The sequence below is a fragment of the Kluyvera sp. CHPC 1.251 genome, assembly GCF_036759945.1.
Lineage (GTDB): Bacteria > Pseudomonadota > Gammaproteobacteria > Enterobacterales > Enterobacteriaceae > Kluyvera > Kluyvera sichuanensis.
Genome location: NZ_JAPKIC010000002.1, coordinates 16,273 through 31,965, shown reverse-complemented (window position 1 = coordinate 31,965; position 15,693 = coordinate 16,273). Strand labels below are relative to the sequence as shown.

Here is a 15,693-nt window from a genome sequence, read left to right as displayed (position 1 = left end):
CTCCGCATCACTCAAAACAGGGAAAGATGTTCCGCAACAGGGCCAATCGCCAGCGCGGGAATAAAGGTCAGGGCGCCAACCAGCAGCACGGTCCCCATCAGCAGGCCGATAAACAGTGCATCGTGGGTCGCCAGGGTGCCTGAGGTGGCGGGCTGAATTTTTTTGCTCACCAGCGAACCGGCAATCGCCAGCACTGGCACAATTACCCCGAAGCGACCGAAGAACATGCACGCTGCCAGCAGACAGTTCCAGAACGGCGTGTTGGCGCTAAGACCGGCAAAGGCGCTACCGTTGTTGTTTGCCGCCGACGACACGGCGTACAGCACTTCGCTAAAGCCGTGCGAACCGGGGTTCGCCATCGCGCTGCGGCCTGCATCGGTCATCATCGCCAGTGCCGTACCAAGCAACACCAGCGTTGGGGTAACCAGAATCGCCAGTGCGGTCATCTTCATTTCCGGCACGTCGATTTTTTTACCGAGGTATTCCGGGGTGCGGCCAATCATCAGCCCGGCGATAAATACCGCCAGCAGGACGAAAAGCAGCATGCCGTAGAGGCCCGAACCCACGCCGCCGAAGACCACTTCACCAATCTGCATCAGCCACAGCGGGATCATGCCGCCCAGCGCGGTAAAGGAGTCGTGCATCGCGTTGACCGCACCGCAGGAGGCGGCGGTGGTCACCACGGCATACAGGCTGCTGGCAAGAATGCCAAAGCGGCTCTCTTTACCTTCCATATTGATACTGCTGTCGGCACCGAAGGCCAGCAGGTGCGGGTTACCGCGAGTTTCAGCCCACATCACCACCGCGACGCAGATGATGAAAATAAGCGTCATAGCCCACAGGATGGCGCGGCCCTGACGGTTATCACCCACCGCTTCACCAAAGGCGAAACACAGTGCGGCAGGGATGAGGAAAATCGCCAGCATCTGCACAAAGTTGGTCAACGCCGTCGGGTTCTCAAAAGGATGTGAGGAGTTGGCGTTAAAGAAGCCGCCGCCGTTGGTGCCGAGCATTTTAATGGCTTCCTGAGACGCTACTGGCCCCATTGGCAGCAGCTGATGCGCGCCCTCAATGGTGGTAAATGGCTGGTAGGACAGGAAGTTTTGCAATGCCCCTTGCTGGATGAAGAACAGTGCCAGCAGCAGGGAAATCGGCAGCAGCAGCCACAGCGTGATGCGGGTGATATCGACCCAGGCGTTGCCCAGCGTGTTCACGCTATGGCGGGCAAAAGCGCGCACCAGCGCAAACAGCACGGCAATCCCGGTGGCGGCAGAGAGGAAGTTCTGCACCGTCAGGCCCGCCATCTGGCTGAAGTAGCTCAGAGTGGTTTCACCGCTATAGGACTGCCAGTTGGTGTTGCTGACAAAGCTAACGGCGGTATTGAGCGCCAGATGCCATGACAGCCCCGGAAGGTTTTGTGGATTCAGCGGCAGCACGCCCTGCAGCATCAGCATAGCGAACAGCACCAGCAGCCCGACCAGGTTCAGCAGCAGGATGGCAATGGTATAGCGCCCCCAGCTCATCTCCTGACCGGAAATGCCCATGACGCGCCAGAGCCCGCTTTCACAGCGGGCGAGCCCCGGTAGCGGCGTGTTGTTAATCATCCCAGCCAGCACTTTGCCAAGTGGGCGGGCGAGAACAAACAGCACCAGCAGGAAGCTGGCAACGAGTAAAAATCCTTGAGCAGCCATTACAGCGCCTCCGCCTTGAAAAGGGCATAAACCAGATACGCCAGTAACAGGAACACCAGCACCGTGCCAGCTATTACGCCTGTAGTCACAATCCACCTCCGGATGGTTCAGTTGATGCGCTAAGCGTAGGTTTTTGGGTGCAAAGATTTCGCAAAAATAGAATGGCGGGGTGTAAAAAAAGTATAAAAATGACCGTAATCCACAATTTAACTAATGGTTAGTATTAATTTAACAATCATGTAACTAAGTTACGGCGTGAATGTAAATAAACACTAAATGCACAAAAATTAGTGGTCGGATGAGTAGTAAAATTACACAAATAACGGTACTCTTTTAGTCAGATTACTGAGCTTCATTTTCCGGCGTGCGTTGCCGGCCAACTTAGGGGAGAGAATATGGACCTGTATAGAAAATATCCTGCACACATCGTATTGTTACGTCGTACTTTCGCCGTGGTGGCGGGGATCGTCGCATTACCGGTGATGCTGTTCTGGAAAGACCGTGCCCGCTTCTACAGCTACCTGCACCGCGTATGGTCGAAGACCAGCGATAAGCCGGTATGGATGGCACAGGCTGAAGAGGCCGCCTGCGATTTCTATTGATAGTGTCGCGGTAATGAATCAACGAGACCGCTCCTGCAAAGGGGCGGTTTTTGTGTTTTTGTAGGCCTGATAAGCGTCGCGCCATCAGGCAGTTGAGCGCACATTGACGGATGGCAACGTAAACGCCTTATCCGGCCTACCGGTTATAGCGCCATCAGGCAGTCGGGCCGCGCGTTGCCGAATAATTGTGTAATATGAATGTATTAGGTAAATACATTTAGGATACATATGCCCACCCATCTGATCTGGTTTCGCGCCGATCTCCGACTGCACGACAATTTTGCCCTTGCCGCCGCCTGCCGCGATCCCAATGCGCAGGTGCTGGCATTGTTTATCGCCACCCCCGAACAGTGGGCTACGCACAGTATGGCGCCACGCCAGTCCGCCTATATTGCCGCGCAGCTGAATGCGCTTCGCCAGGCGCTGGCAGAGAAAAACATCCCGCTGATATTCCACGAGGTGGCCGACTTTGCCGCCAGCATCGAGGTCGTCAAAACGGTTTGCCAGCAGCACGATGTCACGCAGCTTTTTTATAACTACCAGTACGAATTCAACGAGCGTCAGCGCGACGCCGCCGTAGAGCGAGCGCTGACCGACACGGTGTGTCAGGGCTTTGATGACAGCGTGATCCTGCCGCCCGGTGCAGTGATGACCGGTAATCACGAAATGTATAAAGTGTTTACGCCGTATAAAAATGCCTGGCTGCGGCGCTTAAAAGAGCACATGCCCGAATGCGTCCGCGCCCCCGAGGCGCGTCCTGCTCCGGCGGTGGCCGATGCGGCAACACTCCATTTTCACTATCCCCAACAGTCGTTTGACCCGGCGCTGTTCCCGCCCGATGAAAAGGCGGCGATTAGCCAGCTGCGTCGTTTTTGTCAGGAAGGCGCGGGTGAATACGAGGCTCAGCGTGATTTCCCATCAATCGAAGGCACCAGCCGCCTGTCGGCCTGCCTGGCCGTTGGTGTGCTTTCACCTCGCCAGTGCCTGTACCGGCTGCTGGCAGAACAGCCCGAAGCGCTGAACGGCGGCGCGGGTAGCGTCTGGCTAAATGAGCTTATCTGGCGCGAGTTTTATCGCCACCTGATGACCTACTTCCCTCGGCTTTGCAAACATCGCCCATTTATCGACTGGACCGATCGCGTGCGCTGGCGCGAGCCGTCAGACGCGCTTATCGCCTGGCAGAAGGGGCGTACCGGCTACCCGATTGTTGATGCGGCAATGCGGCAGCTTAATGCAACTGGCTGGATGCATAATCGGTTGCGGATGATTGTTGCCAGCTTCCTGGTCAAAGATTTGTTGATCGACTGGCGGCAGGGTGAACGCTACTTTATGTCGCAGCTGGTGGACGGCTGTCTGGCGGCTAACAATGGCGGCTGGCAGTGGGCGGCCTCAACCGGAACTGATGCGGCGCCCTATTTTCGTATCTTCAACCCCACGACGCAGGGCGAGCGTTTTGATAAGCGTGGGGCGTTTATTCGCGAGTGGTTACCGGAGTTAGCCGAGGTGCCGGATAAGGCGATTCACCAGCCGTGGGCGTGGGCAGAAAAGCAGGGCGTTGAGATTCACTATCCGCGACCGATTGTCGATCACGCTGAGGCGAGGGTGGCGACTCTTGCTGCCTATGAAGCGGCGAAAAAGAACGAGGTGTGATACGCGGGAGGAAATCCCGGAGTCGGCGCTGGCGCGCCTCGTCCGGGCTACAGGATGTGGTTACGCTTCTGCTGCCAGGCGGCGGGAGCGGACTTTCATTGAGTGATACAGCCAGATAACCAGCACCACGGCGACGCAGGCCAGCGCGCCCCAGGTGATTTCGCTGAACACATCAATGTAGGCGTTGATGGAGTAATCCACCGCGCCTGCAGAGTCGAACGAACCTTGAGAGGTCTGGTCGGCAATAATCCCCGCCACGTAGTTTGCCACCGCACCGGAGAGCAGCATATAGATGCCGGTCAGCACGCCGGTAACGCCAGGGATCTGGATGCGGGTGATCTGCGACATCGCCACCGGGTCGATAAACAGCTCGGCAAAGCCCATCACCGACAGCCCCAGCAGCATCAACGGCATAGAAGAGTGACCGTAGCTTGCGGACAGACGTGCGCTCAGGGTCAGTATGCAGAAGCCAGCGCTCATCAGGCCAAGCCCCAGCGCGTATTTGCCCCACAGGCGCAGATCGCGGTTGTTGGTCACTTTCTCTTTAATCAGCCAGGCCAGCACAATCCCGCACAGCATCACGGCAAAGGCGTTCACCGACTGGAACATCGCGGTCGGCACTTCATAGCCCAGCACGTTACGGTTAACGAAACGGTCGATATAGAGGCTGATGGAGCTGCCGCCCTGCTGAGCAAACGCCCAGAACAGCAGGCTGAAGAAGGTCAGCACGACAATCAGACGCAGGTCTTTACGCTGCTCGGCGGTTTCTGCACGACGATAAATTTTTGCCAGCACCACCAGGCCGATGATAGACGCGACAATCAGCGCATAGACCGACCACTCTTTCCAGAACAGTACGGTGATAAACAGCGGTGCAACAACCAGCAGAACCAGCAGCCAGCCCCAGTTCGGCAGCAGGAATTTTTTCGCGCACAGCACTTCTTTGTTCACACCGGCGGTGTGGGCAAAGTGGCGACGGCCGCTAATAAAGATAACCAGACCGGCGAGCATGCCTACCGCGGCAAGGGTGAAGCCCATTGCCCAGCTATACTGTTCCTGGGCGAAACCGCAGGCGATAGGGGCGACGATGGAGCCAACGTTACCTGCCGCGTAAAGCAGTGAGAAGCCACCATCGCGACGTGGGTCGGTAGGTTCATAGAGCTCGCCCAGCAGGCAGCTGATGTTCGATTTAAATAGCCCGTAGCCGCAGACGATAATCGCCAGCGACAGGTACAGGAACATCGGTGCCACTTCGCTGGCTCCGAGCACCATATGGCCGATAACCATCAGCAGGGCGCCCAGCATAACCGCCATGCGGTTGCCGAGGACTTTATCCGCCAGGTAGCCGCCGAGGATTGGCGTCACATAAACTAATGAACAGTAAGCGCTAAACAGCTCGTAAGCGTGGGTGTCGTTGTATTTCAGTTGATTGGTGAGATACAGGATCAGCAGCGCGCGCATGCCATAGAAACTAAAGTATTCCCAAATTTGCAGCGCTACGACGTAGTAAATTGCCTTTGGCTGCGATTGTGATTTATTCATTGCACATTTGACCTCGAAACCCGGCAACATCACGCTACGCAAGGCTTTGTTTCATTTATGTAATAATACGAAGAGAATCGTATTATCTTTGTAATATGCGGTATGGTTGCATAAATATACATGATTTCGGTCACACAAAAACAGACAAATCGTGTTACTTAAGCATTTATTGCGCGTAGTTAAGCGGTATCAGGTGAAAGTTAACGAATTGTGTATCGACGTAACGCGTCGGTGACGCTATTTTATCCTGTAGTAAGGCATCAATATTGAAGAGAGCGATGATGAAAAATACCGAATTAGAACAACTGATTAATGAAAAACTCAACAGCGCCGCCTTCAGCGATTACGCCCCTAACGGCCTGCAGGTCGAAGGGCGTGAAACAGTACAGAAGATTGTGACTGGCGTGACCGCCAGCCAGGCGCTGATTGACGAAGCCGTGCGCCAGCAGGCGGATGCGGTGATTGTGCACCACGGTTACTTCTGGAAAGGGGAGTCGCCGGTCATCCGCGGCATGAAGCGCAATCGTCTGAAAGCGCTGCTGGAGAACGATATCAACCTGTACGGCTGGCACCTGCCGCTGGATGCGCATCCGGAGCTGGGGAACAACGTACAGCTGGCGCAGTTGCTCGGTATTAACGTGATGGGTGAGATCGAACCGTTAGTGCCGTGGGGCGAGCTCTCCATGCCGGTATCGGGACTGGAGCTGGCCTCATGGATTGAAGCTCGACTGGGGCGTAAACCGCTGTGGAGTGGGGATACCGGGCCGGATAAAGTCTCACGCGTAGCCTGGTGTACCGGCGGCGGCCAGGGCTTTATCGACAGCGCGGCGCGCTTTGGCGTCGATGCGTTTATTACCGGTGAGGTTTCAGAGCAGACCATTCATTCCGCCCGTGAGCAAGGGCTACACTTTTATGCAGCGGGCCACCACGCCACGGAGCGCGGCGGTATTCGCGGGTTGAGCGAGTGGCTCACCGAAACGACCGATCTGGATGTGACCTTTGTGGACATCCCCAATCCGGCCTGATGATGAGGGAATAAAGTGCAGCGAGCGCGTTGTTATCTGTTAGGTGAAACGGCTGTCGTACTGGAGCTGGAGCCGCCGGTGACGCTGGCGGCGCAAAAGCGGGTATGGCGTTTAGCCCAGCGAGTGGCGACGTTACCGGATGTGGTAGACGTCATTCCTGGTATGAATAATATCACGGTGACATTAGGTGATCCGCAGACCCTGGCGCTGGATGCCATTGAACGACTCCAGCGCTGGTGGGAAGAGAGTGAAGCTCTGGATCCTGATTCCCGTGCGATCGATATTCCCGTTATTTATGGCGGTGAACAGGGGCCGGATCTTACCGAGGTCGCCCGCCTGAGCGGCTTTACCCCGAAGCAGGTGGTGGAGCTGCATGCGTCGGTGGACTACGTGGTGTGGTTCCTCGGCTTTCAGCCGGGCTTTCCCTACCTTGGCGGGCTGCCAGCTTCGCTGGCCATGCCGCGCCGTGCGGAGCCGCGTTTGAAGGTGCCCGCCGGGTCGGTGGGCATTGGCGGCCAGCAAACCGGTATTTACCCGCTGTCTACGCCGGGGGGCTGGCAGTTGATTGGCCGCACGTCGCTGCCGCTGTTCTCGCCCAATCGTGAAGAACCGATATTACTGCGCCCCGGGGACACGGTGCGCTTCGTGCCGCAAAAGGAGGGCGTATGCTGAAGGTGATTCGTGCAGGCATGTATACCTCGGTGCAGGACGCGGGGCGCGATGGGCTACGCCAGTTCGGCGTGAGCCGCTGCGGGGCATTGGATAAACCGGCGCTGATGACCGCCAACCTGCTGGTGGGCAACGATGCCAACGCCGCCGCGCTGGAGATAACCCTCGGCATGGCGACGTTTACCTTTGCCCGCGACGGCTGGTTTGCGCTAACGGGCGCAGGCTGCGAAGCAACGCTGGACGGTGAGGCGGTATGGAGCGGCTGGCGACATTGGGCTAAAGCCGGTCAGACGCTCACGCTCAAGCGTCCGCAGCACGGTATTCGCAGCTATCTGGCGCTGGCGGGGGGTATTGATGTCCCCGCCGTGATGGGCTCGCGCAGTACCGATCTTAACGTTGGCATAGGCGGCTTTGAAGGCCGTCGTCTGCAGGATGGCGATGTGCTGCCGCTGGGAAAACCCGTGCGCACGTTCCGCGAGCCGCGCGGTGTTAAGCCGCTTATCGCCAGCAATCGCATTCGTGCCTTGCCGGGACCGGAGTATCACGAATTTGATACAACGTCGCAGGAGACCTTCTGGCGCTCGCCGTGGCACTTAAGCCCGCAGAGCAACCGGATGGGTTACCGCCTGAAAGGGCAACCGCTGGTGCGTGATAACGCCCGTGAGCTGGTGTCCCATGGCCTGGTGCCCGGTGTGGTGCAGGTGCCGCATAACGGTCAGCCTATCGTGCTGATGAACGATGCCCAGACGACAGGTGGTTATCCGCGCATTGCCTGCATTATCGAAGCGGATATGTTCCAGCTGGCGCAAATTCCCCTCGGGCAGCCCATTCACTTTATTCGCTGTACGCTGGAAGAGGCGCTCAAGGCGCGTCACGACCAACAGCGCTATCTGGAACAGCTCACCTGGCGGCTTAACGATGATGATTGATCTCAACGCCGACCTCGGTGAAGGCGCGGCCAGCGATGCTGAACTGCTGACGCTGGTCTCCTCGGCCAACATCGCTTGCGGTTTTCACGCAGGCGATGCCGGGATGATGCTGACCTGCGTGCGAGCGGCGCTGCAAAATGGCGTCGCCCTGGGGGCACATCCGAGCTTCCCCGACCGGGAGAATTTTGGCCGTACCGCAATGCAGTTGCCGCCGGAAACGGTCTACGCCCAGACGCTGTACCAAATTGGCGCCCTGTCGGCGATAGTTGAGGCTGAAGGCGGTGTACTGCGCCACGTGAAGCCACACGGCATGCTCTATAACCAGGCTGCCAGGGATCCAGCTCTAGCGGATGCTATCGCTAAAGCGGTGTTCGCGGTTAATCCGGCGCTGGTGCTGGTCGGTCTGGCGGGAAGCGAACTGATTCGCGCCGGAGCGCGCTACGGACTCGCCACCCGCCAGGAAGTCTTTGCCGATCGGGGCTATCAGCCTGACGGTGCTCTGGTACCGCGCAACCAGCCGGGCGCACTGATTAGTGATGAAGAGCAGGCGCTGGCACAAACGCTGGAGATGGTGCTGCGCGGGCGTGTGAAAACCGTAGACGGTCAGTGGGCCAACGTCACGGCGGAAACGGTTTGCCTGCACGGTGACGGTGCGCATGCCCTGGCGTTCGCTCGCCGACTGCGGCGCGAATTTGCCGCGCAGGGGATTCAGGTAAGGGCGTGATGTTGTTGAGCGAGTGTCGACGAGTCAGCCGGTAATTCGGAATTCATCAAGGCTGAAACCGACGGGAATTGCAGTACACTTTCGGCGGGTGCTTGAGGCTATTTGTCTCAGGCATTAGCCGAAAGGCAGATAGAGAAAAGCCCCAGATAACCTTCAACGTCTTGCAGGACGTTAAACATTAATCTGAGGCCATTTACTATGAAGCAGCGTCATAAAGATAGTCTCTTACCGACCTTCGGGTCAAGGAGTAGCAGGCTATGAAGCAGCAAAAGGCGATGGTTATCGCCCTGATTGTTATCTGTATCACCGCCATTCTGGCGGTGCTGGTCACAAGGGAAGATCTCTGCGAGGTACGGCTCCGAACCGGCCACGCGGAGCTCGCTGTCTTCACAGCTTACGAATCTGTTAGGTAAGAGTGCCGGCGGGGAGTCATCCCCGCCACTTTGCGGTGTTGTTGCTATCCTCATGCACCCGTTCTTTTTATTCGACGTGCCGTGTGCGAGCCAAACGTATTATTGATAATATTGTTGCCTTGACGATCGAAAGGGAGCAATCACTATGCCTGAAGGTCCAGAGATCCGCCGGGCGGCGGACAGCCTGGAAAAGGCTATTCAGGGCAAACCGTTGACTGAGGTCTGGTTTGCATACCCCGAATTATCCGCTTATGCACCCACCCTGATCGGCCAGCATGTCACCCACGTTGAAACTCGCGGTAAAGCCCTGCTGACCCATTTCTCCGCTGGCCTGACTCTCTACAGCCACAATCAGCTCTACGGCGTGTGGCGAGTGGTTAACGCCGGGGAGATGCCTGACACCACGCGGGTGCTGCGGGTTAAATTACAAACGGCGGATAAAGCGATTCTGCTCTACAGCGCTTCCGATATTGAGATGTTGACGCCAGAGCAGGTGAAAACGCACCCGTTTTTACTGCGCGTCGGGCCTGATGTGCTTGATATGACCTTAACGCCGGAGGCGGTAAAAGCGCGGCTGCTATCGGCAAAATTCCGCAACCGCCAGTTCTCCGGCCTGTTGTTGGATCAGGCGTTTCTTGCGGGGCTGGGGAACTATCTGCGGGTTGAGATCCTTTGGCAGGTTGGCTTAACCGGCAACCATAAAGCGTCTCAGCTCAGTGAACAGCAGCTCGAGGCGCTGTCGCATGCGCTGCTCGATATTCCTCGACTCTCCTACAACACCCGAGGCCAGGTGGATGATAACAAGCACCACGGCGCGCTGTTTCGCTTCAAGGTGTTTCATCGCGATGGCGAGACGTGCGAGCGCTGCGGCGGGGTGATTGAGAAGACGATGCTCTCCTCAAGACCGTTTTATTGGTGCCCGGGGTGTCAGCGTTAGGTTGTGAAAACGACCAATATGCTCGACTGTAGCCCGGTCGAGCGCAGCGACCCCGGGAAAATCACCACACCACAGCCATAAAAAAAGCGCCCGCAGGCGCTTTTTGACTCTAAAACTCTCGATTATTTCTTGAGGTCTGATTTGAAATCACGCTGCTCGTAGCCGGTGTACAGCTGACGAGGACGCGCAATCTTCATGCCGTCGGTGTGCATTTCGTTCCAGTGAGCAATCCAGCCAATAGTACGCGCCATCGCGAAGATAACGGTAAACATGGACGATGGAATACCCATCGCTTTCAGGATGATGCCGGAATAGAAATCGACGTTCGGGTACAGTTTCTTCTCGATGAAGTACGGGTCGTTCAGCGCAATGTGCTCAAGCTCCATTGCCACTTCCAGCAGGTCATCTTTGGTACCCAGCTCTTTCAGCACTTCGTGACAGGTTTCACGCATCACGGTGGCACGCGGGTCGTAGTTTTTGTACACGCGGTGGCCGAAGCCCATCAGGCGGAAAGAGTCGTTCTTATCTTTCGCACGACGCACGAACTCAGGGATGTGCTCAACGGAGCTGATCTCTTCCAGCATCTTCAGTGCTGCTTCGTTGGCGCCGCCGTGTGCTGGCCCCCACAGTGAAGCGATACCGGCAGCGATACAGGCGAACGGGTTCGCACCAGAAGAACCTGCGGTACGGACGGTAGAGGTGGACGCGTTCTGCTCGTGGTCAGCGTGCAGGATCAGAATACGATCCATTGCGCGTTCCAGAACCGGGTTCACTTCGTAATCTTCGCAAGGGGTCGCAAACATCATACGCAGGAAGTTACCGGCGTAGGAGAGGTCGTTACGTGGATAGACGAACGGCTGGCCGATGGAATATTTGTAGCACATCGCGGCCATGGTCGGCATTTTCGACAGCAGGCGGAATGCGGCAATCTCGCGGTGACGTGGATTATTCACATCCAGAGAGTCGTGATAGAACGCTGCCAGTGCGCCGGTAATTCCGCACATCACCGCCATTGGGTGAGAGTCGCGACGGAACGCATGGAATAAACGGGTGATCTGCTCGTGGATCATGGTGTGGCGAGTCACGGTAGTGGTGAACTCGTCAAACTCAGCCTGAGACGGTTTTTCACCGTACAGCAGGATGTAGCACACTTCGAGATAGTTAGATTCTGTGGCTAACTGATCGATAGGGAAGCCGCGGTGCAGCAAGATCCCTTCGTCGCCATCAATAAAAGTAATCTTAGACTCGCAAGATGCGGTAGAGGTAAAACCAGGGTCAAAGGTAAAAATGCCTTTCGAACCCAGACTACGGATATCAAGAACATCCTGACCGAGCGTGCCTTTTAGCACATCCAGTTCAATAGCAGTATCACCCGATAGAGTGATTTTTGCCTTCGTATCAGCCATTTACGGTCTCCTTAGCGCCTTTTTGCTTAAGACTGCTGGATGCCGGATTTGCAATTCAAAACATAGTTCGACGTTGCCAGTTTGTTATTTGGCTCACGGCTCTGCTGTAAAGATAACGCGAGGGTACAGAGCAAGGGCGCTTGACGGTGCACGTCTAATCTACAGTGAAACAACAGCAAATCAGGGTCTTAGCAATCCGATGATTCAAACCTGTACAACACTAATAACTGTCCTGATAAGTTCGGTCAATACCGTCACACTGTTACATAACTTATTATCAGGTGAAAGAGTGACCCCATAACTTTTGAGCATTATATGCTTTTACAGGTGATGGTTGTAACAATAATGTTTAATATTTGTCAAATCACGTGATTAATTTTTAAAAAATTGTTTTAATCGTGAGCATGATCACTGTTCTGCATAAAACCGGACAAACTATATGTAGGTTAATTGTAATGATTTTGTGAACGGCCTATACTGCCGCCAGGTCTCCGGAATACCCTGCAATCCCGAGCCACCCAGCGTTTTAACGTGTCGATTTAGCATCTGTGAGCAGATTTAACCATGACGCGAAGTTATAGAAAGGACGCTGCTTGACCCGCCTGCGGACCGGAGGAAGGAAATAATAAGAACAGCATGTGGGCGTTATTCATGATAAGAAATGTGAAAAAACAAAGACCTGTCAATCTGGATTTGACAACAATCCGGTTCCCTATAACAGCGATAGCGTCCATTCTCCATCGCGTATCCGGTGTGATTACGTTTGTGGCGGTCGGTATTCTGCTATGGTTGCTGGGCACCAGTCTCTCCTCCCCGGAAGGCTTCCAGACCGCTTCCTCCATCATGAGCAGCTTCTTCGTTAAATTCATTATGTGGGGCATCCTCACTGCGCTGGCGTACCACGCGGTTGTGGGCATTCGTCACGTGTTAATGGATTTCGGTTATATCGAAGAAACCCTCGAAGCCGGTCAGCGCTCTGCGAAAATCTCTTTTGTTATTACTGTCGTGCTTTCAATTCTTGCAGGAGTCCTCGTATGGTAAGCAACGCCTCAGCATTAGGACGCAACGGCGTACATGACTTCATCCTCGTCCGCGCCACCGCTATTGTCCTGACTCTGTACATCATCTACATGGTGGGCTTTTTTGCGACGCACGGTGAAGTGACCTGGGAAATCTGGAGCGGTTTCTTTGCCTCTGCGTTCACCAAAGTGTTCACCCTGCTGGCTCTGTTCTCAATCTTGATTCATGCCTGGATCGGCATGTGGCAGGTGTTGACCGACTACGTTAAACCACTGGCTCTGCGCCTGACGCTGCAACTGGTTATTGTTGTGGCCCTGTTGGTTTACGTTATCTATGGATTTGTTGCGGTGTGGGGTGTGTGATGAAACTGCCAGTCAGAGAATTTGATGCTGTTGTGATTGGTGCCGGTGGCGCAGGTATGCGCGCGGCGCTGCAAATTTCCCAAAGCGGCCAGACCTGTGCGCTGCTGTCTAAAGTGTTCCCGACCCGTTCCCATACCGTATCTGCGCAGGGTGGTATCACCGTTGCGCTCGGTAATACCCATGAAGATAACTGGGAATGGCATATGTACGACACCGTAAAAGGGTCGGACTACATCGGTGACCAGGACGCCATTGAATACATGTGTAAGACCGGCCCGGAAGCGATTCTGGAGCTGGATCATATGGGTCTGCCGTTCTCCCGTCTGGAGAATGGGACCATCTATCAACGTCCGTTTGGCGGCCAGTCGAAAAACTTCGGCGGCGAGCAGGCGGCACGTACCGCAGCGGCAGCTGACCGTACCGGTCACGCCCTGCTGCACACGCTTTATCAACAGAATTTGAAAAACCACACCACTATTTTCTCCGAGTGGTATGCACTGGACCTGGTGAAAAATGCCGATGGCGCCGTGGTGGGTTGTACCGCGCTGTGTATCGAAACGGGTGAAGTGGTTTACTTCAAAGCACGTGCAACCGTGCTGGCAACCGGCGGGGCAGGGCGTATCTATCAGTCCACCACTAACGCCCACATCAATACCGGTGACGGTGTTGGTATGGCTATCCGTGCCGGTGTTCCGGTGCAGGATATGGAAATGTGGCAGTTCCACCCAACCGGTATCGCCGGCGCGGGCGTTCTGGTGACAGAAGGCTGCCGTGGTGAAGGTGGTTACCTGCTGAATAAACACGGTGAGCGCTTCATGGAGCGTTATGCGCCAAACGCGAAAGACCTGGCGGGTCGTGATGTGGTGGCGCGTTCCATCATGATCGAAATCCGTGAAGGTCGCGGCTGTGACGGCCCATGGGGTCCACACGCCAAGCTGAAGCTGGATCACCTGGGTAAAGAAGTACTGGAATCCCGTCTGCCGGGCATCCTGGAACTGTCTCGTACCTTCGCACACGTTGACCCGGTTAAAGAGCCAATCCCGGTTATCCCAACTTGCCACTACATGATGGGCGGTATTCCGACCAAAGTGAGCGGCCAGGCACTGACCGTGAATGAGCAGGGCGAAGATGTGGTCATTCCTGGTCTGTTCGCGGTAGGCGAAATTGCCTGCGTATCCGTTCACGGTGCGAACCGTCTGGGCGGCAACTCGCTGCTTGACCTGGTGGTCTTCGGTCGTGCGGTTGGCCTGCATCTGCAGGAATCCATCGCTGAGCAGGGCGAACTCCGCGACGCTACCGAAGAAGAGATTGACGCTTCTCTGGAACGTCTGAATCGCTGGAACGGTAACCGTGACGGTGAAGACCCGGTCGAAATTCGCAAAGCGCTGCAGGAATGTATGCAGCATAACTTCTCGGTATTCCGTGAAGGTGACGCGATGGCTAAAGGTCTTGAGCAGCTGAAAGCGATTCGCGAGCGTCTGAAAAATGCCCGTCTGGATGACACCTCAAGCGAATTCAACACCCAGCGCGTTGAGTGTCTGGAGCTGGATAACCTGATGGAAACGGCTTACGCCACTGCGGTGTCAGCAAACTTCCGTACCGAAAGCCGTGGCGCGCATAGCCGCTTTGACTTCCCGGATCGTGATGATGAAAACTGGCTGTGCCATTCCCTGTATCTGCCAGAGTCGGAATCCATGACGCGTCGTAGCGTCAATATGGAACCGAAACTGCGTCCGGCATTCCCGCCGAAGATTCGTACTTATTAATGCGGAGACAGGATTATGAAACTCGAGTTTTCAGTTTATCGTTATAACCCGGACGTTGACGATGCTCCGCGCATGCAGGATTACACCCTGGAAGCGGAAGAAGGTCGCGACATGATGCTGCTGGATGCATTGATGCAGCTGAAAGAAAAAGATCCAAGCCTGTCTTTCCGCCGCTCCTGCCGTGAAGGGGTGTGTGGCTCTGACGGCCTGAACATGAATGGGAAAAATGGTCTGGCGTGTATCACGCCGATCTCCGCGCTGAATCAGCCGGGCAAGAAAATTGTTATCCGTCCACTGCCTGGTCTGCCGGTTATCCGCGATTTGGTGGTAGACATGGGGCAATTCTACGCACAGTATGAGAAGATTAAGCCTTACTTGTTGAATAATGGGCAAAATCCTCCGGCTCGCGAGCATCTGCAGATGCCAGAGCAGCGTGAGAAGCTCGATGGTCTGTACGAGTGTATTCTCTGCGCATGCTGTTCGACCTCTTGCCCGTCGTTCTGGTGGAACCCGGACAAGTTTATCGGCCCGGCTGGCCTGCTGGCAGCGTATCGCTTCTTAATTGATAGCCGCGATACCGAAACCGACAGCCGCCTGGAAGGGTTAAGTGACGCTTTCAGCGTATTCCGCTGCCATAGCATCATGAACTGCGTCAGTGTATGTCCTAAAGGGCTGAACCCGACGCGCGCCATCGGCCATATTAAGTCGATGCTGCTGCAACGTAGTGCGTAAGTAGTCAGAGGGGAGCGCGGTTCCCCTCACCCTAACCCTCTCCCAAAGGGAGAGGGGATAAAATGCAGGAAACCTTTAAAAACTGCCAAATCTGCTTTCTCTCATGAGAAAGGGTGAGCGCAAAGCGCTTAAGACAGTTTCTAAAGGTTCCTTCGCGGGCCAGTGCAAATACAAGAGCTCGCAAGTGAACCCTGGGACGTGTGCTATATCGGCGTACGTCGTAGT

At 55.6% G+C, this 15,693-nt stretch carries 17 protein-coding genes; 12 read left to right on the top strand and 5 right to left on the bottom strand.

Going from position 1 to position 15,693, the window contains the following annotated elements; genetic code table 11:
• Positions 1-11 precede the first annotated feature (11 nt).
• Together kdpA and kdpF are read right to left on the bottom strand one after the other, a co-directional pair.
• On the bottom strand, positions 12-1,691 hold the full coding sequence (gene kdpA, locus V6940_RS04585; RefSeq protein WP_333495020.1) for a potassium-transporting ATPase subunit KdpA: 1,680 nt from the start codon (positions 1,689-1,691) through the stop codon (positions 12-14).
• Entirely contained in the window at positions 1,691-1,780 is a 90-nt protein-coding gene (gene kdpF / locus V6940_RS04580) for a K(+)-transporting ATPase subunit F (RefSeq protein WP_035892707.1), read from the bottom strand. The genes kdpA and kdpF overlap by 1 nt, the downstream gene beginning before the upstream one ends.
• 306 nt (positions 1,781-2,086) lie before the next feature.
• On the opposite strand from kdpF, the gene V6940_RS04575 reads away from it, so the two are divergent.
• A complete protein-coding gene (locus V6940_RS04575; RefSeq protein WP_035892708.1) occupies positions 2,087-2,293 on the top strand; it encodes a YbfA family protein in 207 nt (68 codons plus the stop codon).
• A gap of 228 nt (positions 2,294-2,521) precedes the next feature.
• A complete protein-coding gene (gene phrB, locus V6940_RS04570) occupies positions 2,522-3,943 on the top strand; it encodes a deoxyribodipyrimidine photo-lyase (protein ID WP_333495019.1) in 1,422 nt (473 codons plus the stop codon).
• 60 nt (positions 3,944-4,003) lie between these two features.
• On the opposite strand, the gene dtpD is transcribed toward phrB, so the two are convergent.
• Positions 4,004-5,485 (bottom strand): dipeptide permease DtpD, encoded by a 1,482-nt coding sequence (gene dtpD / locus V6940_RS04565; protein ID WP_185669341.1) that lies wholly within the window; start codon positions 5,483-5,485, stop codon positions 4,004-4,006.
• A 281-nt stretch (positions 5,486-5,766) separates the two neighbouring features.
• Between dtpD and V6940_RS04560 the strand changes: the two genes are divergently transcribed.
• The 6 genes from V6940_RS04560 (at position 5,767) to nei (ending at position 10,182) form a co-directional block, all read left to right on the top strand.
• On the top strand, positions 5,767-6,510 hold the full coding sequence (locus tag V6940_RS04560; protein WP_333495018.1) for a type 2 GTP cyclohydrolase I: 744 nt from the start codon (positions 5,767-5,769) through the stop codon (positions 6,508-6,510).
• Positions 6,511-6,525: 15 nt separating this feature from the next.
• Positions 6,526-7,182, top strand: a complete 657-nt coding sequence (gene pxpB / locus V6940_RS04555; protein WP_333495017.1) for a 5-oxoprolinase subunit PxpB — start codon at positions 6,526-6,528, stop codon at positions 7,180-7,182.
• Positions 7,176-8,108, top strand: a complete 933-nt coding sequence (pxpC, locus tag V6940_RS04550; protein WP_333495016.1) for a 5-oxoprolinase subunit PxpC — start codon at positions 7,176-7,178, stop codon at positions 8,106-8,108. Before pxpB ends, pxpC begins: the two co-directional genes overlap by 7 nt.
• The gene (gene pxpA, locus V6940_RS04545) at positions 8,098-8,832 is read left to right on the top strand and encodes a 5-oxoprolinase subunit PxpA (RefSeq protein ID WP_333495015.1); all 735 of its coding nucleotides are present in this window, start codon (positions 8,098-8,100) and stop codon (positions 8,830-8,832) included. The genes pxpC and pxpA overlap by 11 nt, the downstream gene beginning before the upstream one ends.
• Positions 8,833-9,089: 257 nt before the next feature.
• Positions 9,090-9,245, top strand: coding sequence for a Hok/Gef family protein (locus tag V6940_RS04540; protein WP_333495014.1), 156 nt, complete (start codon positions 9,090-9,092; stop codon positions 9,243-9,245).
• A gap of 145 nt (positions 9,246-9,390) precedes the next feature.
• The gene (nei, locus tag V6940_RS04535) at positions 9,391-10,182 is read left to right on the top strand and encodes an endonuclease VIII (protein ID WP_333495013.1); all 792 of its coding nucleotides are present in this window, start codon (positions 9,391-9,393) and stop codon (positions 10,180-10,182) included.
• Positions 10,183-10,304: 122 nt separating this feature from the next.
• Here nei and V6940_RS04530 read toward each other — a convergent pair whose 3' ends face one another.
• The gene (locus V6940_RS04530) at positions 10,305-11,588 is read right to left on the bottom strand and encodes a citrate synthase (RefSeq protein WP_185669336.1); all 1,284 of its coding nucleotides are present in this window, start codon (positions 11,586-11,588) and stop codon (positions 10,305-10,307) included.
• Positions 11,589-11,792: 204 nt separating this feature from the next.
• Complete coding sequence (locus tag V6940_RS22750) at positions 11,793-11,900, bottom strand: hypothetical protein (protein WP_438268729.1); 108 nt, start codon at positions 11,898-11,900, stop codon at positions 11,793-11,795.
• 324 nt (positions 11,901-12,224) lie between these two features.
• On the opposite strand from V6940_RS22750, the gene sdhC reads away from it, so the two are divergent.
• Genes sdhC through sdhB form a run of 4 tightly spaced genes read left to right on the top strand, consistent with a single transcriptional unit; the run spans position 12,225 to position 15,468 of the window.
• Positions 12,225-12,629 carry a succinate dehydrogenase cytochrome b556 subunit gene (gene sdhC / locus V6940_RS04525; protein ID WP_185669335.1) on the top strand — a complete coding sequence of 135 codons (405 nt, stop codon included), beginning with the start codon at positions 12,225-12,227 and terminating at the stop codon, positions 12,627-12,629.
• Positions 12,623-12,970 carry a succinate dehydrogenase membrane anchor subunit gene (sdhD, locus tag V6940_RS04520; protein WP_333495012.1) on the top strand — a complete coding sequence of 116 codons (348 nt, stop codon included), beginning with the start codon at positions 12,623-12,625 and terminating at the stop codon, positions 12,968-12,970. Before sdhC ends, sdhD begins: the two co-directional genes overlap by 7 nt.
• Complete coding sequence (gene sdhA / locus V6940_RS04515; protein WP_185669333.1) at positions 12,970-14,736, top strand: succinate dehydrogenase flavoprotein subunit; 1,767 nt, start codon at positions 12,970-12,972, stop codon at positions 14,734-14,736. The genes sdhD and sdhA overlap by 1 nt, the downstream gene beginning before the upstream one ends.
• A gap of 15 nt (positions 14,737-14,751) precedes the next feature.
• Entirely contained in the window at positions 14,752-15,468 is a 717-nt protein-coding gene (gene sdhB, locus V6940_RS04510) for a succinate dehydrogenase iron-sulfur subunit SdhB (protein WP_035892722.1), read from the top strand.
• The last annotated feature ends 225 nt before the right edge of the window (positions 15,469-15,693 follow it).

Excerpts from the sequence above, each read along its gene's own strand:
- kdpA (WP_333495020.1), bottom strand. The coding sequence starts at position 1,691 with ATGGCTGCTCAAGGATTTTTACTCGTTGCCAGCTTCCTGCTGGTGCTG.
- V6940_RS04575 (WP_035892708.1), top strand. The coding sequence starts at position 2,087 with ATGGACCTGTATAGAAAATATCCTGCACACATCGTATTGTTACGTCGT.
- phrB (WP_333495019.1), top strand. The coding sequence starts at position 2,522 with ATGCCCACCCATCTGATCTGGTTTCGCGCCGATCTCCGACTGCACGAC.
- dtpD (WP_185669341.1), bottom strand. The coding sequence starts at position 5,485 with ATGAATAAATCACAATCGCAGCCAAAGGCAATTTACTACGTCGTAGCG.
- V6940_RS04560 (WP_333495018.1), top strand. The coding sequence starts at position 5,767 with ATGAAAAATACCGAATTAGAACAACTGATTAATGAAAAACTCAACAGC.
- pxpC (WP_333495016.1), top strand. The coding sequence starts at position 7,176 with ATGCTGAAGGTGATTCGTGCAGGCATGTATACCTCGGTGCAGGACGCG.
- pxpA (WP_333495015.1), top strand. The coding sequence starts at position 8,098 with ATGATGATTGATCTCAACGCCGACCTCGGTGAAGGCGCGGCCAGCGAT.
- V6940_RS04540 (WP_333495014.1), top strand. The coding sequence starts at position 9,090 with ATGAAGCAGCAAAAGGCGATGGTTATCGCCCTGATTGTTATCTGTATC.
- nei (WP_333495013.1), top strand. The coding sequence starts at position 9,391 with ATGCCTGAAGGTCCAGAGATCCGCCGGGCGGCGGACAGCCTGGAAAAG.
- V6940_RS04530 (WP_185669336.1), bottom strand. The coding sequence starts at position 11,588 with ATGGCTGATACGAAGGCAAAAATCACTCTATCGGGTGATACTGCTATT.
- V6940_RS22750 (WP_438268729.1), bottom strand. The coding sequence starts at position 11,900 with ATGCTCAAAAGTTATGGGGTCACTCTTTCACCTGATAATAAGTTATGT.
- sdhC (WP_185669335.1), top strand. The coding sequence starts at position 12,225 with ATGTGGGCGTTATTCATGATAAGAAATGTGAAAAAACAAAGACCTGTC.
- sdhD (WP_333495012.1), top strand. The coding sequence starts at position 12,623 with ATGGTAAGCAACGCCTCAGCATTAGGACGCAACGGCGTACATGACTTC.
- sdhA (WP_185669333.1), top strand. The coding sequence starts at position 12,970 with ATGAAACTGCCAGTCAGAGAATTTGATGCTGTTGTGATTGGTGCCGGT.
- sdhB (WP_035892722.1), top strand. The coding sequence starts at position 14,752 with ATGAAACTCGAGTTTTCAGTTTATCGTTATAACCCGGACGTTGACGAT.